Here is a 25,943-nt window from a genome sequence, read left to right on the forward strand (position 1 = left end):
TGGATATAGCGCATAAGAAAAATGCCCGTATCTTGCGATACGGGCATTTTCTTCAACCGACCAACAGATTGCTAGGTTTTCACACAGTCTGATTGAATGTCGGCTTTTTTGCACTGGGTGTCTTAGATCGTCAGCGTCCAGTCGTAATCCACGATCAGCGGCGCATGCTGCGAGAACCGTGGCTGGCGCGGCAGCCGGGCGCTGCGTACGAAGCGTCGCAACCCGGGCGTCAGCAACTGGTAGTCGAAACGCCAGCCGAGGTTGAGCATCTCGGCCTGCTCGTTGTCTGGCCACCAGCTGTACTGGTCGCCTTCTCGGCTGACTTCGCGCAGGGCGTCGACATAGCCCATGTTGCCCACGATCTCGTCCATCCAAGCGCGTTCCGGCGCCAGGAAACCAGGAGATTGTTGGCTGTCGCGCCAGTTCTTGATATCCAGCTTCTGTTGCGCCACGTACAGCGAGCCACAGTAGATGTACTCGCGACGTTTGCGCCGCTGTTTATCAAGATAACGGGCGAAGTCGTCCATCAACTTGAATTTCTGATTCAAATCTTCATCGCCGTTCTGCCCCGAAGGGAGCAGTAAGGTCGCGATGCTGACCTTGTCGAAATCGGCTTGCAGGTAGCGCCCGTAGCGGTCCGCCGTCTCGAAACCGAGACCGTTGATGACAGCCTTCGGTTGCAGCCGCGAGTACAAAGCCACGCCACCCTGGGCGGGGACTTCGGCATCGCAGGCATAAAGGAAGTAACCATCCAGTTGGAAGGCTGCATCGTCCAGTTCAAAGGCGGAGGCGCGGGTGTCCTGCAGGCAGATGACGTCGGCATTCTGTGCTTGCAGCCAACTGAGCAAACCACGCTCGACTGCAGCCTGAATACCATTGACGTTCACACTGATGATCCGCATAAATGGCCCCAAAAATCACGTGCGTGTATGATACACGCCGTATACCTATTTAGCTAAATCCGCGGTATTTGAGGCTTTTTTCATGCAGGCGTATCAGCGCGATTTCATTCGCTTTGCCATCGATCGCGGCGTTTTGCGCTTCGGTGAATTCACCCTCAAGTCCGGGCGCACGAGCCCGTACTTCTTCAACGCCGGCCTGTTCAACAGCGGAACCGCCCTGGCGCAGTTGGGCCGGTTCTATGCAGCGGCCATTGTCGAGAGCGGCATCCCGTTCGACGTATTGTTCGGCCCGGCCTACAAAGGCATCCCGCTGGCCGCCACTACTGCTGTCGCCCTGGCCGAACATCACGACCGCGACCTGCCCTGGTGCTTCAATCGCAAGGAAGCCAAGGCCCACGGCGAAGGCGGTAGCCTGGTTGGCGCGCCGTTGACTGGGGAAGTCTTGATCATTGACGACGTGATCACCGCCGGTACCGCTATTCGTGAAGTGATGCAGATCATCGCTTCCCAGGAAGGCGCCAAGGCCGCCGGCGTGCTGATCGCCCTGAACCGCCAGGAGCGCGGCAACGGTGAGCTGTCGGCGATCCAGGAAGTGGAGCGCGACTTCGGCATCCCGGTGATCAGCATTGTGTCGCTGAACCAGGTACTGGAGTTCTTGGCCGACGATCCGCAGCTCAAGCAGCATTTACCAGCGGTTGAGGCTTATCGGGCGCAGTTCGGCGTTTGAAATGACCCTTGATTTTGATCTGGTGGCGAGGGAGCTTGCTCCCGCTGGGCCGCGCAGCGGCCCCAACATTTTGGCGATCGCTGCACAATCGAGCGGGAGCAAGCTCCCTCGCCACACAAGCATCATCTGAATAAGTGATGAAAAAAGACCCCGCTCAACCAGGTTGAGCGGGGTCTTTTTTTACCGGTGTCGCTTATGGACGCTTGCGATTACTGATCAACGTACCCACACCCGTATCGGTGAAGATCTCCAGCAGGATCGCGTTCGGAACCCGGCCGTCGATGATCAGCGAGCTGCCAACGCCGCCCTGTACCGCTTCCAGCGCGCAACGAATCTTCGGCAGCATGCCGCCGTAGATGGTGCCGTCGGCGATCAGGTCGTCGACCTGTTGGGTCGACAGTCCGGTCAGGACCTTGCCGGTCTTGTCCATCAGGCCGGCAATGTTGGTCAGCAGCATCAACTTCTCGGCCTTCAGTGCTTCGGCGACTTTGCCGGCCACCAGGTCGGCGTTGATGTTGTACGACTCCCCGTTGGCGCCCACGCCGATCGGTGCAATGACCGGGATGAAATCGCCCTTGACCAACAGGTTCAGCAGGTCGGTGTTGATGCCGACCACTTCGCCTACCTGGCCAATGTCGATGATTTCCGGTTGGGTCATCTCTGGGGTCTGGCGGGTCACGGTGAGCTTCTTCGCCCGGATCAGCTCGGCGTCCTTGCCGGTCAGGCCAATGGCGCTGCCGCCGTGGCGGTTGATCAGGTTGACGATGTCCTTGTTCACCTGGCCGCCCAGGACCATCTCCACCACATCCATGGTCTGCGCGTCGGTAACGCGCATGCCATCGATGAAGTGACTCTCGATCGACAGGCGCTTGAGCAGGTCACCGATCTGCGGCCCACCACCATGTACCACCACCGGGTTGATCCCCACGGCCTTCATCAGCACGATGTCGCGGGCGAAGCCGGTTTTCAGCTCCTCGCTTTCCATCGCGTTGCCGCCGTATTTGATCACCAGGGTCTTGCCGACGTAGCGTCGGATATAAGGCAACGCTTCGGACAGGACCTTGGCGGTGTTGGCGGCGGCTTCGCGTTCGAGGGTCATTCAGGGCTCCGGTGATGAATCAAAACGGTAGTTGGAGATCAGGTGCAACACGTTTGAGTTGGGCGTGGAACACATCCTTGATGCGCTGCAGTTCGGCCTCGTTGTCAGCCTCGAAACGCAGCACCAGCACCGGGGTGGTGTTGGAGGCGCGAACCAGGCCCCAGCCTTGTGGGTAGTCGACCCGCACACCGTCGATGGTGGTCAGTTCGGCGCCTTCGCCCCACTGGGCGTCGTGCAGTGCATCAATGATGCTGAATTTGCTCTCTTCGGTCACATGGATATTGATTTCCGGCGTGGAAATATCGTTCGGGAAGGTGGCGAACAGCTCTTCAGCCGTGGATTTCTCCTTGCTGAGGATCTCCAGCAGGCGCGCGGCGCTGTAGATGCCGTCATCAAAACCGAACCAGCGCTCCTTGAAGAAGATGTGGCCGCTCATCTCGCCAGCCAGCAGGGCGCCGCTTTGTTTCATTTTTTTCTTGATCAGCGAATGGCCGGTCTTCCACATCAGCGGACGACCGCCATATTCCTTGATCAGCGGGATCAGGCGACGGGTGCATTTCACGTCGAAGATGATTTCGGCATCAGGGTTGCGTGCTACGACATCCTTGGCGAACAGCATCAGCAGGCGGTCCGGGAACACGACGCTGCCGGTGTTGGTCACCACGCCCACGCGGTCGCCGTCGCCGTCGAAGGCCAGGCCGAGGTCGGCATTGGTTTCCTTGACCTTGGCGATCAGGTCCTGCAGGTTTTCCAACTTGCCCGGATCCGGGTGGTGGTTGGGGAAGTTGCCGTCCACGTCGCAGAACAATGGGATGACTTCACAGTCCAGCGCTTCGATCAGTTGCGGGGCGATCACGCCGGCCGCGCCGTTGCCGCAGTCGACCACCACTTTCAAGCGGCGGGCGAGCTTCACGTCGTTGACGATTTCGTCGTTGTAGCGCTCCAGGATATCAACCTTGGTCACGCTGCCCTGGCCGCTGCTCAGGTCATTGGTCTTGAGGCGGGTGTGCAGGGCCTGGATCTGCTCGTTGGCGAGGGTGTCGCCGGCGATGACGATCTTGAAGCCGTTGTAGTTCGACGGGTTGTGGCTGCCGGTGAGCATCACGCCGGATTTGCCGGCCAGTACATTGGCGGCGTAATACAGCGCCGGAGTCGGTACCAGGCCAACGTCGGTGACGTGGCAGCCGCTGTCGGCGATGCCTTTGATCAACTGCTCGACCAGCTCCGGGCCGGACAAGCGGCCGTCACGGCCAACGTTCACGTTGGGTTCGCCCTGGGCCAGGCTTTGGGAGCCGATGGCCCGGCCGATCCAGTAGGCGGTTTCAGCCGTCAGGGTTTCCGGCACCACGCCACGGATGTCGTAGGCGCGAAAGATGCTGTCAGGGAAGATTGGGGCGATTGCGGCTGGGGTGTTCATGGGCGGGGCGCTCTATCAGGAAAGTGACTGGACAGGCCGACGACAGGCGTCGGCAGGCTCAAGCTGAAGGGTATGACGGCGTTTTTGACAGAGAGTTCGCGGTGGGAAAGTGCCATGAGATAGCGTTACCCCAGCCTGAACGGTCTAAAACGTTGATTCCGGATGGGAAACGTCGTCGGGACCCGTTGCGCATTTTTCGTCCTGAAACAGAAGCTTAATAAAGCGGCCGGGCACGACGCCCGGCCTGGAACGGCGGATCAGTGGCTGCCGGAATGTCCGAAACCGCCGGCGCCGCGCTGGCTCTCGTCGAATTCCTGGACCAGCTCGAAGTGTGCCTGGACCACCGGCACCAATACCAATTGGGCAACGCGCTCGCCCACCTGGATGTTGAAAGCGGTCTGGCCGCGATTCCAGCACGACACCATCAATTCGCCCTGGTAATCGGAGTCGATCAGGCCGACCAGGTTGCCCAGCACGATGCCGTGCTTATGGCCCAGGCCCGAGCGCGGCAGGATCAGTGCGGCCAGGCCGGGATCGCCAATGTAGACGGACAGGCCGGTAGGAATCAGCAGGGTCTGGCCCGGTTCCAGGATCGTGTCCTGCTTGAGCATCGCCCGCAGGTCAAGGCCGGCGGAGCCCGGTGTGGCGTATTGCGGCAGCGGGAATTCATTACCGATGCGTGGGTCGAGGATTTTGGCTTGTAGAGCGTGCATGAAGTTAAACCTGGTTCAGCCGGTCGGCGATAAAAGTGATCAGTTGGCGGGCAATCTTGCCCTTGCTGGTCTGGGCGAAAAGTGTGGCGTGCAACTGGCGGTCGATCACGCTGCAGGCGTTTTCTTCGCTGTTGAAGCCGATGCTCGGGTTGGCAACGTCATTGGCGACGATCAAGTCGAGGTTCTTGTCCTTGAGCTTGCGCGCGGCGTAGTCGAGCAAATGTTCGGTTTCGGCGGCAAAACCCACACTGAACGGACGATCGGGGCGAGTGGCGATGGTGGCCAGGATGTCAGGGTTACGCACCATTTGCAGGAGCAGGCCATCGCCGCTGGTAGGATCTTTCTTCAATTTTTGCGGGGCGACGACTTCGGGGCGGTAGTCCGCGACGGCTGCCGAGGCGATGAACAGGTCGCACGGGATGGCCGCTTCGCAGGCCGCGAGCATGTCCCGGGCGCTGACCACGTCGATACGCGTGACCCGGTCCGGGGTCGGCAGATGCACCGGGCCGGTGATCAACGTCACCCGGGCGCCCGCCTCGACGGCTGCTTCCGCCAGGGCGAAGCCCATTTTTCCCGAGCTATGGTTGGTGATGTAGCGCACCGGGTCGATGTTTTCCTGGGTCGGTCCGGCGGTAATCAGCACATGCTTGCCGGTCAGGGCCTCGCGCTTGAAGCAGTCGGCGGCGCATTGGGCCAGATCGGTAGCCTCCAGCATGCGGCCCATGCCGACATCGCCACACGCCTGGCTGCCCGAGGCTGGGCCAAAAACCTTGAGGTCGCGACTTTCGAGCAATTGCAGGTTGGCCTGGGTGGCCGGGTCGCGCCACATGGCCTGGTTCATTGCTGGTGCCACGGCGACCACGGCGTCGGTGGCAAGTACGAGCGTCGTCAGCAGATCATTGGCGATACCTTGGGCCAAACGGGCGATCAGGTCGGCGGTGGCCGGGGCAATCAAGACCAGGTCGGCCCATTTGGCCAGTTCGATGTGGCCCATGGCAGCCTCGGCTGCGGGGTCGAGCAAATCCAGGTGGACCGGGTGTCCGGACAATGCCTGCATGGTCAGCGGCGTGATGAATTCACTGCCGCCGCGGGTCATGACGACCCGCACTTCCGCGCCCTGGTCGATAAGCCTGCGAACCAGCTCAGCGCTCTTGTAGGCGGCGATGCCGCCGCCGACGCCCAGAACGATGCGTTTCCGATACAGCCGCTGCATAGGCCTGCCTTTCGATTTCAGTGGTCAGTGCAGGGCGAACCCTCGGCAACAGCCTGCCAGGGTGCAAATCGCCTGCAAAAAAGATGGGCTAAGATATCACAGCGTCCGCTACGGAACAGCGGCGCCCACTTTCAGGGAGATACCATGAGTATTCGTGATTGGCCTGTCGCCGAGCGGCCACGGGAACGGTTATTGACGTCGGGGGCGGAGAGTCTTTCGGACGCCGAGCTGCTGGCAATTTTTTTACGCACGGGCGTGGCGGGCAAAAGCGCGGTGGATCTGGCGCGGCAACTGTTGACTCAGTTTGGCGGTCTGCGCGCCCTGCTTGAAGCCGATCAGATTACATTCAGTAATCACTTGGGGCTCGGGCCGGCGAAGTTTGCACAACTGCAAGCGGCTCAGGAAATGAGTCGTCGTCATTTGGCTGAACGGGCGCGCGAAAAGACCTTGCTGGAAAGTCCCTTCGCGGTTCGTGAATACCTGAAGTCCATACTGCGCCACGAACCCCACGAGGTGTTCGGTTGCCTGTTTCTCAATTCCAAACATCAGGTACTGACTTTCGAGGCGTTGTTTCGCGGATCTATCGACAGCGCCAGTGTCCATCCCCGGCAAGTGGTCAAGCGCGCTCTGGCCCACAACGCCGCCGCGTTGATCCTGTGTCACAACCACCCTTCGGGCAACACCGAGCCCAGCCAGGCCGACCGGATGCTCACCAAACGGCTTCAGGAGGCGCTGGAGCTGATAGATGTGCGGGTGCTCGATCATTTTATCGTCGGCGATGGGGAGCCGCTGTCGATGGCGGAGTATGGGTGGATTTGAGGCAGCGGCAAGCTTCAAGCTTGAAGCGGCAAGTAAGAGCTGCGCGCGTTCTGCTCTTGGCTTGCAGCTTGCAGCTTACGGCTTACGGCTTACGGCTTACGGCTGACCTTCGAATAATCCTGGCGCCCAAACGGGCTCACCGAGTAGCCCTGGACATCCTTGCGGGTCAGGGCAAACGCCGTGGGGTGCGCCAAGGGCAGCCACAGGGCCTGTTGCTGGATCTGCGCCTGGGCCTGCTCATAAAGCTTGGAGCGCACGCCTTGTTCGCTGGTGGTCTTGCCGGCGCCGATCAGCTTGTCCAGGTCTGGATTGCAGTAACGGGCGAAGTTGGTGCCGGATTTCACCGCCGCGCAGGAAAACTGCGGGGTGAGAAAGTTGTCCGGGTCGCCGTTGTCGCCTGCCCAGCCCATGAACAGCAGGTCGTGTTCGCCAGCCTTGGCGCGGCGGATCAGTTCGCCCCATTCGATCACGCGGATTTCCGCCTGGATACCGATTTGTGCCAGGTCCGACTGCAGCAACTGCGCGCCGAGGCTCGGATTGGGATTGAGCAGGCTGCCGGAGGGGCGGGTCCAGATGGTGGTCTTGAAGCCTTCCTTCAGTCCGGCCTTGGCCAGCAGCTCACGAGCCTTTGCCGGATCATGGGCATAGCCAGGCAGGTTTTTGGCGTAGCTCCAGGTATTGGGTGGGTAAGGGCCGTTGGCCGCTTCGGCGGTGCCCTCGAAAACGGTCTTCAGGTAGCTGGGCTTGTCAAAGGCCAGGTTGATGGCTTGTCGGACTTCGGGCTTATCCAATGGTGGATGCTGACTGTTGATCGCCAGGAACGCGGTCATGAAGGCCTCGGTCTGTTCCACTTTCAGCGTAGGCTCTTGCTTGGCGGCCTGTACGTCCAACGGCTTGGGCGACAAGGCGATCTGGCATTCGTTACGCCGCAGTTTCTGCAAGCGAACGTTGGCGTCCGGCGTGATGGCGAAGATCAACGGATCCACTTGGGGTTTGCCACCAAAGTAGTCGCCGTTGGCCTTGTAGCGAATCGAGGCGTCCTTCTGGAACCGGTTGAATATGAACGGGCCAGTGCCTATGGGCTGGTTGTTGAGTAGTTCCGGCTTGCCGGCTTTGATCAACTGGTCGGCATATTCGGCTGAATAGATCGACGCAAAACCCATGCTCAATGTCGCCAGGAAAGTTGAATCCGCATGGTCGAGGGTGAAGCGCACCGTCAATGGGTCCAGCGCATCGATCTTTGTGATCAGCGCCGGCAGTTGCATGGATTGGGCGTGAGGGAAGCCGCTTTGCGCAACCTTGTGCCAAGGGTTGGCCGGATCCAGCATGCGGTCAAAGCTGAACTTGACGTCTTCGGCGGTCAGGTCGCGGCGCGGCGTGAAGTAATCGGTGTGGTGGAACTTGACCCGTGGGCGCAGCTTGAAGACATACGCCAGGCCATCGGGCGAGACTTCCCAGCTCTCGGCCAGGCTCGGGACCACTTTGCCGCTGGCCGTGTCGAAGTCCACCAGGCGGTTCATCAGCACGTCGGCGGAAGCATTGGTGGTGGTCAGCGAGTTGTATTGAACGACATCGAATCCTTCCGGGCTGGCCTCGGTACACACGCTCAGGGCGGCGGCCTGGGCCAGCGGGCTGATCAGCAGAGGGGCGAGCAACAAGGGTAGGGCAGCGAGGCGCATGATTGATTTCCTGTGCAGGTCGGAGGCCCATCTGCGAGTGCAGTCTGGAAAAGGTCTACCCTAGTGGGCTCGCTCGCAAATGACTATCCCCCTTTTGCATTTTCCGGCACTCTTTCCTGCGGTTTGCCGGTGCGCTAACGGCCTGGACTTACCGTCGGCCGAAAAAACCTGGATGCCGCGACGAGCGGTCAGGACGCCGCCGGCCCTTGCGCCAGCCGCCTGGGGCTGCCGGGGGAGGTTTTCCCAGCAAGACAAATCACACCGGCTGTTGTTGTGCCTGGGTCTTTCTGGTATAAAGCAGCGCTCTTTTCTAGGGGCCCGGTTCCTTCACTGTAGGTGTAGCCGGTAAGACCCTTAAAGAAACGCGGCGCCTGGCGCCAAATGACTGAGAGATTAAGCGGCCAACCCATGCCGGGTTGGGCATGTGGTTTTAGAGGGCTGAGGCATGTCGAGAGTCTGTCAAGTTACCGGTAAGGGTCCGGTGACTGGGAATAACATTTCCCACGCAAACAACAAAACCCGTCGTCGTTTCCTGCCGAACCTGCAGCATCATCGCTTCTGGGTTGAAGAAGAGAAACGTTTTGTGCGTCTGCGCGTATCTGCCAAGGGCATGCGTATCATCGACAAGCGTGGCATCAGTGTCGTGCTGGCCGAACTTCGTCGCGATGGCAAGGTTTAAGGGAGCTAATCATGCGTGAATTGATTCGTTTGATCTCGAGCGCCGGTACTGGTCACTTCTACACTACCGACAAAAACAAGCGTACTACCCCGGACAAAATCGAGATCAAGAAATTTGATCCGGTTGTTCGCAAGCACGTGATCTACAAGGAAGGCAAAATCAAGTAATTGATTTTTCCCTCTTACAAAAAAGGCCCGTATCTCGCGATACGGGCCTTTTTTGTGGCCGGTTCCTGAGGGTGGAACTCAGGCTTTATCCTCGAACACCACATAGATCTTGCGGCACGCCTCCAGCACTTCCCATGTGCCCTTGAACCCGGCGGGAATCACGAAGCGGTCGCCGGCTCGAAGTGTCTTGGCATTCCCCTCGTCGTCACGCAGCACCGAGACACCCTGGACGATCTCGCAGTACTCGTGTTCGGTGTAGTTGACCGTCCACTGGCCGACCGCGCCTTCCCAGACCCCGGCGTTCATCTGTCCGCATGGGCTGTTGTAATGATTGAAGACGGTTTGTTCGGGATCACCCTTGAGTACCTTGGCCGGGTCCGGGCGATAACGTTCGGCGGCGGTGCTGGCCTGGCTGAAATCGACGATGTCCTGAATGCTCATGCGGTAGTCCCCGGTCTGTGCGGCGCGAATGGCTGGAGAAGCAAAGTCTATGTTTATTAAAACGAACATCGCAAGGCCGTTTGCTGGTGTTGTGTCAAATATATTGAAACATCAGCGGCGGCTGGTTTAGGGTGGCGGGTGCCCTGTGCCGAAAATAGCGCCGAGCAGAATTTCTTCAACGCTGCGCATGACGCGGCGTTCGTATCCAACAAGAGGAGGACACTCGCATGACCACCCTGACTCGTGCCGACTGGGAACAGCGCGCCCGCGACCTGAAGATCGAAGGCCGCGCCTTCATCAACGGTGAATACACCGATGCGGTGTCCGGCGAAACCTTTGATTGCCTCAGTCCGGTCGATGGCCGCCTGCTGGGCAAAATCGCCAGCTGCGACGTGGCCGACGCCCAGCGTGCTGTCGAAAATGCTCGCGCCACGTTCGATTCCGGCGTCTGGTCGCGCCTGGCGCCGAGCAAGCGCAAAGCCACCATGATTCGCTTCGCAGGCCTGCTCAAACAGAACGCTGAAGAGCTGGCCCTGCTGGAAACCCTGGACATGGGCAAGCCGATCAGCGACTCGCTGAACATCGATGTGCCCGGTGCTGCCCAAGCCTTGAGCTGGAGCGGTGAGGCGATCGACAAACTCTACGATGAAGTGGCAGCGACTCCTCACGACCAGTTGGGTCTGGTGACTCGTGAACCCGTCGGTGTGGTCGGCGCCATCGTTCCATGGAACTTCCCGCTGATGATGGCCTGCTGGAAGCTCGGCCCGGCATTGTCCACCGGTAACTCCGTGGTACTGAAACCATCGGAAAAATCCCCGCTGACCGCGATCCGCATTGCGGCCCTCGCTATCGAGGCCGGTATTCCGAAAGGTGTGCTGAACGTGTTGCCGGGCTACGGTCACACCGTCGGCAAGGCCCTGGCGTTGCACATGGACGTCGATACGCTGGTGTTCACCGGCTCCACCCGAATCGCCAAGCAATTGATGATTTATTCCGGTGAATCCAACATGAAGCGCGTTTGGCTGGAAGCCGGCGGCAAGAGCCCGAACATCGTGTTCGCCGATGCCCCCGACTTGCAGGCTGCGGCCGAATCCGCCGCCAGCGCCATTGCCTTCAACCAGGGCGAGGTCTGCACCGCTGGCTCACGTCTATTGGTGGAGCGATCCATCAAGGACGCGTTCCTGCCATTGGTGATCGAAGCCCTCAAGGGTTGGAAGCCTGGAAATCCACTCGATCCGGCGACCAATGTCGGCGCCCTGGTCGATACCCAGCAAATGAATACCGTGCTGTCCTACATCGAGGCCGGTCACAGCGACGGCGCCAAGCTGGTGGCCGGCGGCAAGCGGATTCTCGAGGAATCCGGCGGCACCTACGTCGAGCCGACGATTTTCGACGGCGTGAGCAACGCGATGAAAATCGCCCAGGAAGAAATTTTCGGCCCGGTGTTGTCGGTCATCGCCTTCGACAGTGCCGAAGAGGCCATCCAGATCGCCAACGACACGCCTTACGGCCTGGCTGCGGCAGTATGGACCAAGGACATTTCCAAGGCTCACCTGACTGCCAAGGCACTGCGCGCCGGCAGCGTGTGGGTCAATCAGTACGACGGCGGCGACATGACGGCGCCGTTCGGTGGCTTCAAGCAGTCGGGCAACGGTCGCGACAAATCGCTGCATGCGTTCGACAAGTACACTGAACTGAAGGCGACCTGGATCAAGCTGTAACTGTAAAAACCTTGTGGGAGCGGGCTTGCTCGCGAAGGCGGAGCTTCACTCAACCTGGTTGTTGAATGGGAAGCCGTCTTCGTGAACAAGCCCGCTCTCACATTTGCTTCGTGCAGGGTTGGAAGTTAATTGTCCACAGGAGCGTGGTAATGCGTTGGGCGACCTATTTCGCCGTACTGGCGTCGGTCCTGAGTGTCGGCCTGGCCCTGGGCGTGAGCATGCCGCTGGTGTCGTTGCGCCTGGAGGGCTGGGGTTACGGCTCGTTCGCCATTGGTGTCATGGCCGCCATGCCGGCGATTGGCGTGCTGGTCGGGGCGAAGGTATCGAGCCGGCTGGCGGCACGTTTCGGCACGGCCGCATTGATGCGTCTCTGTCTGTGGGGTGGGGCGTTGTCCATCGGTCTGCTCGCGTTCTTGCCGAGCTATCCGGTCTGGTTGCTGCTGCGGCTACTGATTGGCGTGGTCCTGACTCTGGTGTTCATCCTGGGTGAAAGCTGGATCAATCAGTTGGTCATCGAGCAATGGCGCGGGCGATTGGTGGCGCTGTATGGCAGCAGCTACGCTCTGAGCCAACTGTCCGGCCCCTTGTTGCTGGGCGCACTGGGGACCGAACACGACTATGGCTTCTGGGTGGGTGTCGGCCTGCTCCTGGTTTCGCCGTTGCTGTTGCTCGGCCGCACGGGTGCGCCCACCAGCGAGTCCAGCGGTGTCACGTTCAAGGATCTCTGGGGCTTTTGCCGAGGCTTGCCGGCGATTGGTTGGGCCGTGTCATTGTTCGCGGCGTTCGAGGCGATGATCTTGACGCTGTTGCCGGTCTATTGTCTGCGCCAAGGCTTTAGCGCCGATATTGCGCTGGCCATGGTCAGTACGGTGGTGGTGGGTGATGCTTTGTTGCAGTTGCCCATTGGTGCGCTCGCTGATCACCTGTCGCGTCGGTCGTTGTTCACCGGGTGTGCGGTCGCGCTGATGTTATCGAGCCTGGCGGTTCCGTTGCTGATCGATACGTTGTTGATCTGGCCGTTGTGGGTGCTGTTTGGTGCCAGCGCGGGAGGATTGTTCACTTTGTCGCTGATCCTGATCGGCGAGCGTTACCGCGACGATGCGCTGGTGCGAGCCAACGCCCATATTGCCCAGCTATGGGGGATCGGATGCCTGGTCGGTCCACTGGTGGCGGGGGCGGGCAGCCAGTGGGTCAGCGGGCATGCGCTGCCCTTGTTCATGGCGGCGGGCGCGTTCGGATTGGTCATGCTGTTGTTGCGCCAAGGTGCGTTCGGAGCGACACGAGCGGCCCGCTCATAAATCCGCTTGCCATGAAAACGATCGGCGTCTAAAGCATCTGCTCCAACCCGATCGTCGTGGCGAACCACGCGTTGAATCGGCGCCACCAACTGCCTGGCTCGCGATCCAGGTCGTGCAGCTTGCCGTTGTCTTCGGTGGTCCAAACCAGCTCACCAGCATCATTGAGCCGGGCCTGATAGCTCAGGGGCGGCGCCATGCCCTGCAGGGCCAGTTCGCGCACTTGGCCGGCAAGCTCAGGGCTGTCTACCAGCACGCCGACTTCGGTATTCCATAGCACCGAACGAGGGTCGAAGTTGAACGAGCCGATGAACGATTTCTGCCGATCGAAGATGATCGCCTTGCTGTGCAGGCTGGAGTCCGACTCACCGTAGGACTTGCTGTAGAACAGGTGCGGGCTGCTGCCACTGTCGCCCGGCTGCCGTCGCAGTTCGAACAGGCGCACGCCGTGTTGCAACAGGGCTTTTCGATACGGTGCATAGCCGCCATGCACGGCGGGCACATCAGTGGCTTCCAGGGAGTTGGTCAGCAGGCTCACCGACACGCCGGCATCGGCGCGGCTGGTCAGGTACACCAAGCCTGGCTGGCCGGGGACGAAATAGGCCGAGATCATGATCAGTTCTTTGTTGACGCCGGTCAGCTCCGGCGCCAGCTGGGTGGTCAGCAAGAGCTGCGGGTCTGGTTCATCCTTGGCCAGCACTTTGCTGGGCGCGTCCCACAGTGCCTGGTTCCAGGCCCAGGTCAATTGCTTGCGCCACGTGTCCAGGCGGGGCTGGGTCTTGTAGGCGGTCAACTGCTGATAAAGCGCGTGGTTTTCCTTGTGCGTTTGCTCCAACGATTGTTGCAGGCGCAAGCGGCTGTTGGCCAAGTCTTTGGCAGTAGGCTGATGGGACAAGAATTGTTCGATGGGCTTGCTCAGCGCGCTATTCCAGTATTGGTCGAAGCTGTGCCCCAGTTGCTCGGCCACCGGCCCGACGCCGAGCAAGTCGATGTCAGTGAAATTCAGGTTTGGTTCGGCGTCGAAATACTCATCCCCCAAATTGCGGCCGCCGACGATGGCCATGCTGTTGTCCGCCAGCCACAGCTTGTTGTGCATGCGGCGGTGTTGCAGTGACAGGTTGAATAGACGTCCAAGACTGCGGGTGACGCCAGTGGCGCGCCCCAGGTGCAGCGGATTGAACAGGCGGATCTGTATCTGGGGGTGAGCGGCGAGGGTTGCGATAGTCTGATCCTGGCCATCGCTGGTGGTGTCATCCAGGAGAATCCGGATCCGCACGCCCCGGTCCGCGGCCTTGAGCAGTTCATCGATCAACATTCGCGTGCTGATGCCGTCATGAACGATGTAGTACTGCAAGTCGAGGCTGCTTTGCGCATTGCGGATCAGCTCGGCCCGGGCGATGAAGGCGTCGGTGCTGTCGGAAAGCAGGCGGAAGCCCGAGCGACCCTCATGTGGCGCAGCCTGGGCCTGAACCGAACGGCCAAAGGCAGAACCCGTCGCCGGCAATGCCTGGCTGGGCTCGCGCGCTCCATCAAGGCTCGCGCAGCCATTGAGCAACATGGCGAGCAACAGCGTGAGGGGCAGGACAAAATTCTGTCTCAAATGGAGTCACCCGGCATCGTGGAGAGCGAAGTATGGCACGGCTTCTGATTTCTCACGTCCATCCCAACCCTAAGACGCAGCTCGGGAAGTCCCAGTGCCCTCATAGGCTGAGAAGGCTACGAGCCTGGTTGAAAAGTACCTTCCTGAATGGAGCTTTTTCCTACAGAAAAATCCTGTGCGACAGGTAACTATGCGCCGGCGTTTGCAGCGGCGAAGTCCGAAGTTGCTGCACCGAGGTCTTCCAGCCATTTCACAGGTACGTGAGTATGAAAACTATTATTTTCGCCAGCACGCTGGCCGCCACGTTGATCCCATTCGCCGCCCAAGCGGCCAATGTCGACTTGAACGTGACTGGCCGGGTTATCCCGACCTCTTGCATCCCGGCATTTGCCGGCGGCAATGAGGTCAACCTGGGACGGATCTTCTCCTCGACCCTGGACCCAAACCAGCAAAACGATCTGCCGCCTCGGGACATCATGCTGCAAATTTCCTGTGACGCACCGGCCGCGTTGGAAATTGCCGTCACCGATAACCGCGGCGCTACCAAGGTGCCGGGGCTGGTTTTCAATGGCCGTCGCGATAACGATCTTTACTTTGGCCTGGGCAGCACCCAAGGCGAGGGTATCGGTGGTTTCGGTCTGTTGTCCGGCCAGCCGATGGCTGATGGCAACCCGCAGAGCTTGCTGATGCGAACGGCCGCCAACCCGGCCTGGCAGGTGTCCAGCAACGGCTTGGTCGCCAATACGCCGACTTATTCGTGGGGGCCCAATGCCCTGGCTGGCCCAGCCGCTGCCCGTCTGCATGCCTTCCCGATGCAGGTCGTCGCGGCCATTCGCCCGACCTCCGATCTGCCGCCGACCAACGACGAGTTCGATCTCGACGGCTCGGTGACGTTCGATGTGTTCTACCTCTGAGTCCTGACATATGACGGAGCGTGACAGGCGCCTGAAAACCGCCTGTTCGCCTGAAAGGGCCACGCTCTTGCGGGACGGCGGGGTCTAGGCGAAGCCGTTTGTACTGCTGGCCTGACCGATGCCCTCTGGAGATTCCCATGTTTTTTCCAACACCTTCACCGATGCTCAGCGCGGTCGCGGTGCTGTGCCTGGCATTTACCTTCCAAAGCGCCCAGGGAGCCGGAATGGTCCCGGAAACGCCAGTCGTGATCGTCGACGAAGGCAAGGGCGAGGCGACATTGACTGTCAGGAACACCGATGCTCAGCCGGCATTGCTGCATAGCTCGGTCATTCATCTTCCAGAGGATGAAGAGCACTTGCTGGTAGTGAGTCCGCCAGTGGCCCGGGTCGAACCGGGCCAGAGCCAGCAAGTGCGTTTTATCCTGCACAGTACCGCTCCCCTGAAGACGGAGCGGCTCAAGCGCGTGGTGTTCGAGGGGATCCAGTCGCGTCCGGCGGCCAGTGGTGCGCAGATCACCATGGGCGTGCGGCAGAACATCCCGGTAATTCTTCGCCCGGCCGGGCTCGCGGTAGATCGAGCACCCTGGCGGCGGCTGGTCTGGAGCGCCAAGGGTGGCATGGTCCGCGTGAACAATCCCAGCCCGTATGTGGTCCGGATGGCTCGCTCGGTGAGCCTGGTTCCAGGTGGTGCGATGCTGGACCTGGGACGCACTTATATTCTGCCCGGAGAGACACTGACCCTGAGCACGACTTCAGGCCTGGGTACTCACGTCCGGCTGGTTCCGGCAACCACCTACGGTTTTGCAGCTGACAGTTACGACGCACATTTGAGTTTGCAATAGTGCATCTTGAGGCCTGTTTGCGCCTGGCCGTCGGCATGGCCCTGCTTGGGGCGATACAAGCCGAAAGCATGGCCCAGGCCTATGCCGGGTTCGATCGTTCGGTACTGGAGGCTCGGGGAGTCGATCCACAGATTGCCGAGTATTTTCGCCATGCACCGCGATTTCCGGCTGGACGCAATCGGATTTCCTTGAGCGTCAACGGGGCCTCGGCGGTGCAAGCATCGGCCATTTTTGATGAGTCAGGACAGCCGTGCCTGGATGCGAGCCTGCTTGAGCGGGCGGGGATAGCCGCACCATCAGGCTTGTATCCTGAGTCTGTAGAAACACAGTGCTTGCCGATCGCCGAAGGGCTGGCCGGCGCTCAGGTATGGCTTGAACCGGGGCAGAACCTGGTCCGCCTGCTGGTACCCACCGATTGGTTGCTTGCGCCGGCGACCCAGCCGAAAGCCTGGACTTCGGGCGGGATGGCCGGGGTCCTCAATTACGATGCGCTGATGGTGGCGGGTACCGCCGACGGGCAATCCAGCCAGTACCGCAGCTTAGGCACCGAGTTGGGATTCAACGCCGGTGATTGGGTGGTGCGCAGTCGCCAGAACTACACCTCGTTTGATGGGGTGGCGCGCTTCGAAACGCTGTACACCCAGGCGTCAAAGACGTGGGAGCGCTACGGAGCGCAGGTTCAATTGGGCCAATTGAATATGCGTTCAGCGTTGTTTGCGGGAGAACCGTTTCTAGGCGTGCAGATCTTGCCTGAAACGGCGCTGTCGCAGGTCGCAAACGGCCTGGGCAGCGGGGCGTTGGTGCAGGGGTTGGCCTACTCGACAGCACGAATTGAAGTCCGGCAGAGCGGCGTGGTGATCTACAACACGCTGGTCCCCGCCGGGCCTTTCACTCTGAACGATTTGCCGCTGCTCAGCGAGCGTCTGGATCTGGAGGTCAGCGTTCTGGAAGAAAACGGCGAGCGCCGCGATTTCCGTGTGCCCGCAGCCAATCTGCGTCCCGTGAGCCTGGGAGCCGTGCCCAGTTATGCGCTGGCGGCCGGTAAGGTACGGCGACTCAACCAGGATGGGCGCGATACGCCGTCATTTCTTGCCCTGAGCCGGGACTGGCGGTTGGGGCCGATAACGCAGCTGAGCGCGGGGCTGATGGGCGCTGACGAATATCGCTCCGTGGGTTGGGGAATTGACCAGGCACTGACGCGGAACATGACCGCGCGGTTCCAGCAGCTGGGTTCGAGAACGGCCCGGGGTACCCAGGGACACGACTTGCAGGCGGCGGTCAGTACGGTTTTGGGGGAGGGGCTGTCCGTCGGGTTGACCACGGGGCGACGCAGTAAAGGTTTCCAGCATCTGGCAGAGACGGGGCTGACCTCCAGGGCCGATGATCGGCTCGCCTGGGCAGAGCGTCATTGGGCAATTTCCTTGAGACACGCGGATCCGCGATGGGGAGCGCTCAGCGGATCGCTGACGCGCTATTCCGGGGTCGCGGGGCGGGATGCTGCACGGATCAGCACAGCCTGGTCGCAAACATTCGACAGGACGACTTTATCATTGAGCGCACAACATGATCGGGTCGGACAAACACGCAACACCGGTGTGTCCGCCAACCTCAGCTTGCCCTTGGGGCGCAATCGGAGGATCAGCACTTTTGCCCGCCAGGATGATGTCCGAGGGTTGCGTACCGGAGCCCGTTACGCAGAGCAGGTCAGCGATGGCCTGGGCTACAGCATCGGCGTCGACCGCTCGGCCACTGGTCGAGACGATCTCAACGCCAGGCTCAGCGGCTTGCCCCGTTATACCAGCATTGATCTCGGCTTCTCTCGCGGCGACGCTGGGGGCCGTCATTATGATATGGCCCTGCGTGGTGGATTGGCCTTGCACGAGGACGGCGTGACGCCTTCGCCTTATCCGTTGCGAGACACCTTTGGCTTGATCAAGGTCGGCGATGACGCGGGGGTCAAGATCGGCACGCCCCACGGTCCCGTCTGGACCGACGCCGCGGGTCGCGCGGTGGCGTCCAGTTTGCCCGCCTACCGGGTCAGTCGGGTTGAAATCGACACGACGAGCCTGCCGCGCAACCTTGATGTCCCCAACGGTTTTCAGGAAGTACAGGTCGCACGCGGAGCGGTGCCACGGCTCGACTTCCAGGCTGGCTCGGTACGTCGCCTGATGCTGAATATTCGCACCGAGGACGGGGCGCCGGTGACCAAGGGCTTTGGCGTGTATGACCAGCACAGTCAGTACCTGACCACGGTAGTCGATACGGGCCTGGTGTATCTTGACGACGCGCCTGCCGTGGTTCAGCTGCGGGTGATGCTGCCCGATGACCGTGCTTGCAGCCTGGAGCTGGACACTGGACGCTTGCCAGTGTCTTCAGGACCCTATGACAGCGCCGACGTGGTCTGTCAGACGGGGTGACGCGCCAAATCATCCAAGACGCCGGGCTGAACGACATTCATGAAAGTGCAGGGGTGTCGTCCAGCAACCTGATAGCCGCGGCCCCTACCTTGCGCACGGCTTCTTCAATTTGCGGGGTCGGCCTGGCGGCGTAGTTCATGCGCAGGCAATTGCGGTATTTGCCTGACGCCGAAAAGATGCTGCCGACGGCGATCTGCACACCCTGGTCATGGAGCAGGCGATTGAGCTTCAGCGTATCGAAACCCTCGGGTAATTCGACCCAGAGCATGAAGCTGCCCCGGGGTCTGCTCGCGCGGGTGCCTTGGGGAAAATAGCGGCTGACCCAATCCATCATGACGTCGCGATTGCGCTGGTATTGGGTGCGCATGCGGCGCAGATGGGGTTCGAAATGCCCACCCTTGAGAAACTCCGCGATTGCAATCTGCGGTTGCGGGGCGGTGGAGCCGGTGCTGATGTATTTCATGTGCAGCACCCGCTCCAAGTATCGACCCGGTGCAACCCAGCCAATTCGAAGGCCCGGTGCAAGGGTCTTGGAAAAAGAACTGCAGAGCAGGACGCGGCCGTCATCGTCGAAGGATTTGATCGTGCGCGGACGGGGGTACGTGTAGGCCAATTCGCCATATACATCGTCTTCAATAATCGCCACATCGAAGCGTTGCGCCAGGGTCAGCAGGGCGCGTTTGTTGGCCTCGGGCATGATGTAGCCCAGCGGGTTATTGCAGCTGGGCGTCAACTGTATGGCCTTGATCGGCCATTGCTCCAGTGCCAGCTCCAATGCTTCCAGGCTGATACCGGTGAGTGGGTCGGTGGGAATTTCCAGGGCTTTCATGCCCAGGCCCTTCAATGTTTGCATGGCGCCGTGAAAGCTAGGCGAATCCACTGCGACGATATCGCCCTGTTCGCAAGTGGCGCGCACGCTCACTGACAATGCTTCGTGACAGCCGGTGGTGACGATCAGGTCGTTGGCGCCCAGCTGGCAGCCGGAGTCCAGGGACAGCCGGGCGATCTGTTCACGTAACTCGAGGTTGCCGTAGATATTGTCGTAATACAGGCCGGGCATGTCTTGCCGTCGACTGATCTGCGCCAGGCTGCGTAGCAACGGTTTAAGCGTCGGTGAATGGATGTCGGGCATGCCGCGCCCGAGCTGCACTACGTCCTTGCGCGGTACGGCGCGTATCAGTTCCAGGACCTGGTCCCACTGGGAGATGTCCACCGGACGCTGGGCCGGACGACCTACGGCCGGCAGGTCCGGCAATTCGCGGCTGACCGGGACGAAATAGCCAGATTTGGGTTTCGGCGTCGCTAGCCCGCTGTCCTCCAGCACGCGATAGGCCTGCTGGACGGTGCTCAGGCTGACTCCGTGTTCCGTGCTCAAGGCGCGCACCGACGGCAGCCGGTCGCCTGGGCGGTAGAAGCCCTGTTCGATGCGAGTACCGAGCAGTTCGGCGAGGTTCACGTAGAGGGTCATGGTGCAATCCCGATGAGATGGAAAACGGAACCGATACAGATGGGGCACAAAATTACAATTCAGTCGTAAAAATGTCGATTCTGTATGCTTATAAAAGATATTTTTTGAATCTGTATCGCTTTTGTCTGTCCGCGCATCATGAAAGCTCTGGCTACCCAAGTAAACAGGAGCGATCAAAAATGAACGGCTTGAGCGATGTGCGGCTGACGTTACACAGTCAGGAACTGGTGGCAGGGCAGGAAAAGGGGCTGCGTGAGGCAATGTTGCGCAATGCTCCGTCCGGCCTGAGTCGCTGGGGCCTGTTCTGGCATCGCCTGCATACACGCAAAGCGTTGTTGGAGCTCACACCCGAACAGTTGCAAGACATCGGGCTGACCCGGGAGCAGGCCCGGGCAGAAGGCCTCAAGCCGTTCTGGCGGCTTTGAAGTTTGGGAAAAATGAGTGCGAAACCCTGTGGCGAGGGAGCTTGCTCCCGCTCGGTTGAGAAGCGACCGCAAAATCTGAGGGTGCCACGCAACCCAGCGGGAGCAAGCTCCCTCGCCACGGTCTTGGTTAAACCAACTCCTTCAACCGATGCCACAACATCCCCAGCGCGAGCAGGGGGGAACGCAAATACTTGCCGCCCGGGAACGTCATGTGCGGCACCTTGGCGAACAGGTCGAACCCACCGCCTTGCTGTCCGCTGATGGCTTCGGCCAACAGTTTGCCGGCCAGGTGCGTGGCATTCACGCCGTGACCGGAATAGGCCTGGGCGTAATACACATTCGGTTGATCTTTCAATCGGCCAATCTGCGGCAAACGGTTGGCGCCGATGCCGATCATCCCGCCCCATTGGTAGTCGATCTTCACGTCCGCCAATTGCGGGAATACCTTGAGCATCTTCGGACGCATATAAGCGCCAATGTCTTGCGGGTCGCGACCGGAGTAATGACAGGCGCCGCCGAACAACAAGCGACGGTCCGCCGAAAGCCGGTAGTAATCCAGGGCCACCCGCTGGTCGCAGACCGCCATGTTTCGCGGCAATAGCGCCTGTGCCTGGGCTTCGCTCAAGGGTTCGGTGGCGATGATGTAGCTGCCGGCGGGCAACACTTTGCCACTCAGTTCCGGGTTCAAGCCGTTGAGGTAGGCGTTGCACCCCAGCACCAGCGTCTTGGCGCGGACCGAGCCTTGCTCGGTGTGCACGTTGACCTGCGGACCATAATCGATGCGCACGACGGCCGATCGTTCGAACAGCCGGGCGCCCAATTGCTGCGCCGCGACCGCTTCGCCCAGCGCCAGATTAAGCGGATGCAGGTGACCCGAGCCCATGTCGATCAGGCCGCCAACGTAGCGATCCGAGCCCACCACGCTGTGCATCTCATCGGCCTGCAACAGCCGGGTTTCGTAGCGATAACCCAGGCTGCGCAGCTCCTCGGCCTCTTCGGCGAAGCCTTGCAAGTCACCGGGTTTATTGGCGAGGTCGCAGTAACCCCAGGTGAGGTCACAGGCAATCTGAAAACGCTCGACCCGTTGGCGGACGATTTCCACCGCTTCGAGCCCCATCAGTTTCATCTGGCGGACGCCGTCGGCGCCAACGATCGGGGCGAACTGGCCGAGACCATGGCCAACGCCGCGAATCAGCTGGCCGCCGTTACGCCCGCTGGCGCCCCAGCCGATCTTGTGTGCTTCCAACAGGACAACGCTCATGCCGCGTTCGGCTAATTCGATCGCGGTGTTCAACCCGGAAAACCCGCCGCCCACCACGCAGACATCCGCCACCAACTCGCCTTGCAACACCGGATGGTCCGGCTGCGGCAGGCTGCTGGCGGCGTAGTAAGAGGCGGCGTGCGCGTGGCTCGGGACAGGTTGCTGAACACGGGCGTTCATGTGCGTAATCCTGATTGTTGTGTTTGAGAAATTTTACGGAGCATAAGCCGTGGATTCGACCGTGAGCAACACCGGTCGCCTGGCGCTGTCTGGCCTGTGGCTTTTAAGGCAGAATCCAGGGCTGTCCCGACTCGGTATCGCCTCGATGAGCTGCAACAGTCAAAAAATCCGCACGCTACGTCAGCAGATTCCTACGTTCGAGTGCGTGCCGGGCTGCCATGACTGTTGCGGACCGGTGACCACCTCGCCTGAGGAAATGGCTCGCCTGCCGCGCAAGACCCGCGCCGAACAGGACGCCGCCATGGAAGCGCTCGACTGTGTGCACCTGGGGCCGAACGGTTGCACGGTGTACGACGAGCGACCCTTGATCTGCCGGCTGTTCGGCACTACGGCGACCTTGCCGTGCCCCAATGGGCGCAGGCCGGTGGAGTTGATTCATCCGCGGATCGAGAAGCAGATCCATGAATACATGGCGAGTACCCGGCAGGTGTTGGTCTAGACGCGCTCAGTCCGGAATCGGCAGGTTCAGGCTCTCCTTAACTTCCTCCATCACGATGTAGCTCTTGGACTCTCGAACGTGGGGCAACTTGAGCAGGATGTCGCCCAGCAGCTTGCGGTACGAGGCCATTTCGGAAATCCGCGCTTTCACCAGATAATCAAAGTCCCCCGACACCAAGTGACATTCCAGCACGTGAGGCAGCTTCAGCACCGCGCGTCGGAACTCTTCGAACGTATCGCCAGACTTGTAGTCCAGGCTGATCTCGACGAACACCAGCAAGCTACCCTTCAAGTGCTGCGGGTTGAGCCGGGCGTTGTAGCCCATGATGATCCCTTCGCGCTCAAGGCGCCGCACCCGCTCGGTACAGGGTGTGGTGGAGAGGCCGACCTTCTCGCCCAACTCGGTGAAGGAGATTCGCCCGTCCGCCTGGAGGATGCGCAGGATGTTGCGGTCGATCTTGTCCAGCTCGCGCTTGGTCTGGGTATTGGTACGCACAGGTGATGTGCCTCCGTGAAAAGGGTTTTTGCCGAGAATTCTCGCCAAATATAGGCATTTATATAGTGAAAAGCACTGCCTGATCTTTTTTACACTGCGCTCAATACGGCTTTGTATAACAAACGTCAGCGGTTATCCGCGATGAGGGCTTCAACATGCGCGTTCTGGTCTTGGGTAGCGGCGTCATCGGTACCGTCAGTGCTTACTATCTGGCCCGTGCCGGGTTTGAAGTAGTGGTGGTCGACCGTCAGCCGGCGCCTGCCATGGAAACCAGTTTCGCCAACGCCGGCCAGGTATCGCCAGGTTACGCCTCGCCGTGGGCCGCGCCGGGCGTGCCGCTCAAGGCGGTCAAATGGCTGTTGCAGCGCCACGCGCCGCTGGCGATCAAGGCCACCGCCGACATCGACCAATACCTGTGGATGGCGCAGATGCTGCGTAACTGCACCGCCAATCGTTATGCGATCAACAAGGAGCGCATGGTCCGCCTGTCCGAGTACAGCCGCGATTGCCTTGACGAGTTGCGTGTCGAAACCGGTATTGCCTACGAAGGGCGCAGCCTGGGGACTACACAGTTGTTCCGCACCCAGGCCCAGCTCGATGGCGCGGCGAAAGACATCGCGGTGCTGAAAGAGTCTGGCGTGCCGTTCGAAGTGCTCGATCGTGAAGGTATCGCCCGGGTCGAGCCGGCCCTCGCCAACGTCACCGACATCCTGGCCGGTGCTTTGCGCCTCCCTAACGATCAGACCGGCGATTGCCAGATGTTTACCACGCGCCTGGCGGAAATGGCTGCGAAGCTCGGCGTGCAGTTCCGCTTCGACCAGAACATCGAGCGCCTGGATTTTGCCGGTGATCGCATCAACGGCGTCTGGATCGACGGCAAGCTGGAAACCGCCGACCGTTACGTCCTCGCCCTGGGCAGCTACTCGCCGCAATTGCTCAAGCCGCTGGGTATTCGTGCGCCGGTATACCCGCTCAAGGGTTATTCGCTGACCGTGCCGATCACCGACCCGGCGATGGCACCGACCTCGACGATTCTCGACGAAACCTACAAGGTCGCTATCACCCGTTTCGACAACCGCATTCGCGTCGGCGGCATGGCGGAAATTGCTGGTTTTGACCTCTCGCTCAATCCGCGCCGGCGTGAAACCCTGGAGATGATCGTCAACGACCTTTATCCTCTGGGCGGCGATCTGGCCCAGGCCAGCTTCTGGACCGGCCTGCGTCCGACCACCCCGGACGGCACACCGATCGTCGGCGCCACACCGTTCAAGAACCTGTTCCTCAATACCGGCCACGGCACCCTCGGATGGACCATGGCGTGCGGTTCCGGTCGCTTGCTGGCGGATCTGATGGCGAAGAAAAAGCCGCAGATCAGCGCCGAAGGCCTCGATATTTCCCGTTATGGCAGCAAACCTCAGGAGACCGCGAAACATGTCAATACAGCGCCAGCTCACCAATGACCGCATGAGTCAGGTCGTCCTGCACAACGGCACCGTTTATTTGGCCGGGCAGGTCGGCGACGACATGAGCGGCGGTATTGAACAGCAGACCCGCGAAACCCTGGCCAATATCGAGCGCTTGCTGGACCTGTCCGGGACCGACAAGACGCGACTGTTATCGGTGACGATCTACCTGAAGGACATCGAGGCCCACTTCGAAGGCATGAACGCCGTCTGGGACCAATGGTTACCCAAAGGCGTCGCCCCGGCCCGGGCCACGGTGGAGGCCAAGCTGTGTGAGCCAGAGATCCTGGTGGAGCTGTCCGTCGTGGCTGCGCTGCCTTAATACCGGCCAAACGATCCCTCTCCCGGCGCTGTGGGTGGTCCACCCTGCCAGCCCGCGCCGGATTTTTTATTTCTGACCGCCTAGAAGCCTGCCGCCATGCGTCCTGCCCGCGCCCTGATCGATTTCCAAGCCTTGCGTCACAACTACCAACTGGCCCGCGAAGTTACCGGGGCCAAGGCCCTTGCCGTGATCAAGGCGGACGCCTATGGGCATGGCGCGGTGCGCTGCGCCGAGGCCTTGCAGGAAACGGCCGACGGGTTCGCCGTGGCCTGCATCGAAGAAGCCCTGGAGCTGCGGGCCGGTGGGATTGCCGGGCCGATCCTGCTGTTGGAGGGGTTCTTCGAGGCCGATGAACTGCCGTTGATCGTCGAGCACGATTTCTGGTGCGTGGTGCATTCGTTGTGGCAGCTCGAAGCGATTGAACGCGCAACATTGGGCGCGCCGATCACGGTCTGGCTCAAGCTCGATTCGGGAATGCATAGGGTTGGATTGCACCCGACCGACTATCAGGCGGCGTATCGTCGCCTGTTGGCGAGCGGCAAGGTGGCGAAGATCGTCCTGATGAGCCACTTCGCCCGCGCTGACGAGTTGCATGACCCCAGCAGCCTGCAACAACTGGCAGTGTTCGAGCAGACCCGCCAGGGCTTGGCGGCCGAGGTCAGCCTGCGCAATTCGCCGGCGGTCCTGGGTTGGCCGCAAATACCGAGCGATTGGGTGAGGCCGGGCATCATGCTGTACGGCGCGACGCCGTTCGAGGAGGCCAATGCCGTGGCTTCGCGCCTGCAACCGGTCATGACACTGGAATCGAGGATCATCAGCGTGCGCGAGCTTCCCGCCGGCGAGCCGGTGGGCTACGGCGCTCGCTTTGTGACGGCGCAACCGACCCGGGTCGGCGTGGTTGCCATGGGCTATGCCGACGGCTACCCGCGCCAGGCGCCAAACGGTACGCCGGTCCTGGTGGATGGCCAGCGCAGCCAGCTGGTCGGACGAGTGTCGATGGACATGCTGTGCGTGGACCTGACCCATATTCCTCAGGCCGGGCTCGGCTCGACTGTGGAGCTGTGGGGCAAAAACATCCTCGCCAGCGATGTCGCGAAGGCCGCCGACACCATTCCCTACCAGATTTTCTGCAACCTGCGGCGTGTGCCACGGCTCTATTCCGGGGCCTGAGGCAAAACGCAGCCT

Annotated in this window: 24 protein-coding genes and 1 pseudogene; 14 read left to right on the plus strand and 11 right to left on the minus strand. The window is 60.8% G+C overall.

Annotated features, from left to right (window positions below):
• Positions 1-122: 122 nt before the first annotated feature.
• Positions 123-902 carry a catabolite repression control protein Crc gene (crc, locus tag HU806_RS17165; RefSeq protein WP_003177265.1) on the minus strand — a complete coding sequence of 260 codons (780 nt, stop codon included), beginning with the start codon at positions 900-902 and terminating at the stop codon, positions 123-125.
• Positions 903-984: 82 nt separating this feature from the next.
• Here crc and pyrE point away from each other — a divergent pair, with 82 nt between their 5' ends.
• On the plus strand, positions 985-1,629 hold the full coding sequence (pyrE, locus tag HU806_RS17170) for an orotate phosphoribosyltransferase (protein ID WP_186612653.1): 645 nt from the start codon (positions 985-987) through the stop codon (positions 1,627-1,629).
• A gap of 193 nt (positions 1,630-1,822) precedes the next feature.
• Here pyrE and argB read toward each other — a convergent pair whose 3' ends face one another.
• The 4 genes and pseudogenes from argB to coaBC form a co-directional block, all read right to left on the minus strand.
• Complete coding sequence (gene argB / locus HU806_RS17175) at positions 1,823-2,728, minus strand: acetylglutamate kinase (protein ID WP_030138216.1); 906 nt, start codon at positions 2,726-2,728, stop codon at positions 1,823-1,825.
• Positions 2,729-2,747: 19 nt separating this feature from the next.
• Positions 2,748-4,151 (minus strand): annotated as a pseudogene (locus HU806_RS17180) (phosphomannomutase/phosphoglucomutase); the annotation flags it as partial.
• A gap of 251 nt (positions 4,152-4,402) precedes the next feature.
• A complete protein-coding gene (gene dut, locus HU806_RS17185; protein ID WP_186612657.1) occupies positions 4,403-4,858 on the minus strand; it encodes a dUTP diphosphatase in 456 nt (151 codons plus the stop codon).
• A 4-nt stretch (positions 4,859-4,862) separates the two neighbouring features.
• Positions 4,863-6,071 carry a bifunctional phosphopantothenoylcysteine decarboxylase/phosphopantothenate--cysteine ligase CoaBC gene (gene coaBC, locus HU806_RS17190; RefSeq protein ID WP_186612659.1) on the minus strand — a complete coding sequence of 403 codons (1,209 nt, stop codon included), beginning with the start codon at positions 6,069-6,071 and terminating at the stop codon, positions 4,863-4,865.
• Between the two features lie 144 nt (positions 6,072-6,215).
• Here coaBC and radC point away from each other — a divergent pair, with 144 nt between their 5' ends.
• Positions 6,216-6,890 (plus strand): RadC family protein, encoded by a 675-nt coding sequence (gene radC, locus HU806_RS17195; protein WP_186612661.1) that lies wholly within the window; start codon positions 6,216-6,218, stop codon positions 6,888-6,890.
• Between the two features lie 89 nt (positions 6,891-6,979).
• Here radC and HU806_RS17200 read toward each other — a convergent pair whose 3' ends face one another.
• Positions 6,980-8,569 carry an ABC transporter substrate-binding protein gene (locus HU806_RS17200; RefSeq protein ID WP_186612663.1) on the minus strand — a complete coding sequence of 530 codons (1,590 nt, stop codon included), beginning with the start codon at positions 8,567-8,569 and terminating at the stop codon, positions 6,980-6,982.
• Positions 8,570-9,014: 445 nt separating this feature from the next.
• Between HU806_RS17200 and rpmB the strand changes: the two genes are divergently transcribed.
• Entirely contained in the window at positions 9,015-9,248 is a 234-nt protein-coding gene (rpmB, locus tag HU806_RS17205) for a 50S ribosomal protein L28 (RefSeq protein ID WP_003177273.1), read from the plus strand.
• 11 nt (positions 9,249-9,259) lie between these two features.
• Complete coding sequence (rpmG, locus tag HU806_RS17210; RefSeq protein WP_007894709.1) at positions 9,260-9,415, plus strand: 50S ribosomal protein L33; 156 nt, start codon at positions 9,260-9,262, stop codon at positions 9,413-9,415.
• Positions 9,416-9,493: 78 nt separating this feature from the next.
• Here the strand turns inward: rpmG and HU806_RS17215 are convergent, their stop codons facing one another.
• Positions 9,494-9,856 carry a cupin domain-containing protein gene (locus HU806_RS17215; RefSeq protein WP_186612665.1) on the minus strand — a complete coding sequence of 121 codons (363 nt, stop codon included), beginning with the start codon at positions 9,854-9,856 and terminating at the stop codon, positions 9,494-9,496.
• A gap of 227 nt (positions 9,857-10,083) precedes the next feature.
• Between HU806_RS17215 and HU806_RS17220 the strand changes: the two genes are divergently transcribed.
• On the plus strand, positions 10,084-11,577 hold the full coding sequence (locus HU806_RS17220; protein WP_186612666.1) for an aldehyde dehydrogenase: 1,494 nt from the start codon (positions 10,084-10,086) through the stop codon (positions 11,575-11,577).
• Positions 11,578-11,726: 149 nt separating this feature from the next.
• Positions 11,727-12,875: an MFS transporter gene (locus tag HU806_RS17225; RefSeq protein WP_186612668.1), complete on the plus strand. Its 1,149-nt coding sequence runs from the start codon at positions 11,727-11,729 to the stop codon at positions 12,873-12,875.
• Positions 12,876-12,903: 28 nt separating this feature from the next.
• On the opposite strand, the gene HU806_RS17230 is transcribed toward HU806_RS17225, so the two are convergent.
• Entirely contained in the window at positions 12,904-14,430 is a 1,527-nt protein-coding gene (locus tag HU806_RS17230) for a phospholipase D family protein (protein ID WP_186612820.1), read from the minus strand.
• A gap of 308 nt (positions 14,431-14,738) precedes the next feature.
• On the opposite strand from HU806_RS17230, the gene HU806_RS17235 reads away from it, so the two are divergent.
• The 3 genes from HU806_RS17235 to HU806_RS17245 all read left to right on the plus strand — a co-directional run bounded on the left by HU806_RS17235 (position 14,739) and on the right by HU806_RS17245 (position 18,645).
• Positions 14,739-15,386, plus strand: coding sequence for a DUF1120 domain-containing protein (locus HU806_RS17235; RefSeq protein ID WP_186612670.1), 648 nt, complete (start codon positions 14,739-14,741; stop codon positions 15,384-15,386).
• Between the two features lie 137 nt (positions 15,387-15,523).
• Positions 15,524-16,228, plus strand: a complete 705-nt coding sequence (locus HU806_RS17240; protein ID WP_238350197.1) for a fimbria/pilus chaperone family protein — start codon at positions 15,524-15,526, stop codon at positions 16,226-16,228.
• Between the two features lie 17 nt (positions 16,229-16,245).
• Positions 16,246-18,645 carry a fimbria/pilus outer membrane usher protein gene (locus HU806_RS17245; protein WP_238350198.1) on the plus strand — a complete coding sequence of 800 codons (2,400 nt, stop codon included), beginning with the start codon at positions 16,246-16,248 and terminating at the stop codon, positions 18,643-18,645.
• A 37-nt stretch (positions 18,646-18,682) separates the two neighbouring features.
• On the opposite strand, the gene HU806_RS17250 is transcribed toward HU806_RS17245, so the two are convergent.
• On the minus strand, positions 18,683-20,113 hold the full coding sequence (locus HU806_RS17250) for an aminotransferase-like domain-containing protein (protein WP_186612672.1): 1,431 nt from the start codon (positions 20,111-20,113) through the stop codon (positions 18,683-18,685).
• A gap of 179 nt (positions 20,114-20,292) precedes the next feature.
• Here HU806_RS17250 and HU806_RS17255 point away from each other — a divergent pair, with 179 nt between their 5' ends.
• Positions 20,293-20,538, plus strand: a complete 246-nt coding sequence (locus tag HU806_RS17255) for a DUF1127 domain-containing protein (RefSeq protein ID WP_186612674.1) — start codon at positions 20,293-20,295, stop codon at positions 20,536-20,538.
• Between the two features lie 127 nt (positions 20,539-20,665).
• Here the strand turns inward: HU806_RS17255 and HU806_RS17260 are convergent, their stop codons facing one another.
• On the minus strand, positions 20,666-21,979 hold the full coding sequence (locus HU806_RS17260; protein ID WP_186612676.1) for an NAD(P)/FAD-dependent oxidoreductase: 1,314 nt from the start codon (positions 21,977-21,979) through the stop codon (positions 20,666-20,668).
• Positions 21,980-22,124: 145 nt separating this feature from the next.
• Here HU806_RS17260 and HU806_RS17265 point away from each other — a divergent pair, with 145 nt between their 5' ends.
• Positions 22,125-22,478: a YkgJ family cysteine cluster protein gene (locus HU806_RS17265; RefSeq protein WP_186612826.1), complete on the plus strand. Its 354-nt coding sequence runs from the start codon at positions 22,125-22,127 to the stop codon at positions 22,476-22,478.
• Positions 22,479-22,484: 6 nt separating this feature from the next.
• On the opposite strand, the gene HU806_RS17270 is transcribed toward HU806_RS17265, so the two are convergent.
• Positions 22,485-22,973 carry an Lrp/AsnC ligand binding domain-containing protein gene (locus tag HU806_RS17270; RefSeq protein ID WP_003206849.1) on the minus strand — a complete coding sequence of 163 codons (489 nt, stop codon included), beginning with the start codon at positions 22,971-22,973 and terminating at the stop codon, positions 22,485-22,487.
• 155 nt (positions 22,974-23,128) lie between these two features.
• On the opposite strand from HU806_RS17270, the gene dadA reads away from it, so the two are divergent.
• The 3 genes from dadA (at position 23,129) to alr (ending at position 25,928) form a co-directional block, all read left to right on the plus strand.
• Complete coding sequence (gene dadA / locus HU806_RS17275; protein WP_186612678.1) at positions 23,129-24,433, plus strand: D-amino acid dehydrogenase; 1,305 nt, start codon at positions 23,129-23,131, stop codon at positions 24,431-24,433.
• Positions 24,405-24,758 carry a RidA family protein gene (locus tag HU806_RS17280; protein ID WP_186612680.1) on the plus strand — a complete coding sequence of 118 codons (354 nt, stop codon included), beginning with the start codon at positions 24,405-24,407 and terminating at the stop codon, positions 24,756-24,758. Before dadA ends, HU806_RS17280 begins: the two co-directional genes overlap by 29 nt.
• A 96-nt stretch (positions 24,759-24,854) precedes the next feature.
• On the plus strand, positions 24,855-25,928 hold the full coding sequence (gene alr / locus HU806_RS17285) for an alanine racemase (protein WP_186612682.1): 1,074 nt from the start codon (positions 24,855-24,857) through the stop codon (positions 25,926-25,928).
• The last annotated feature ends 15 nt before the right edge of the window (positions 25,929-25,943 follow it).

This window comes from Pseudomonas sp. SWRI154, assembly GCF_014268645.1.
Classification (GTDB): Bacteria; Pseudomonadota; Gammaproteobacteria; order Pseudomonadales; family Pseudomonadaceae; genus Aquipseudomonas; species Aquipseudomonas marvdashtae.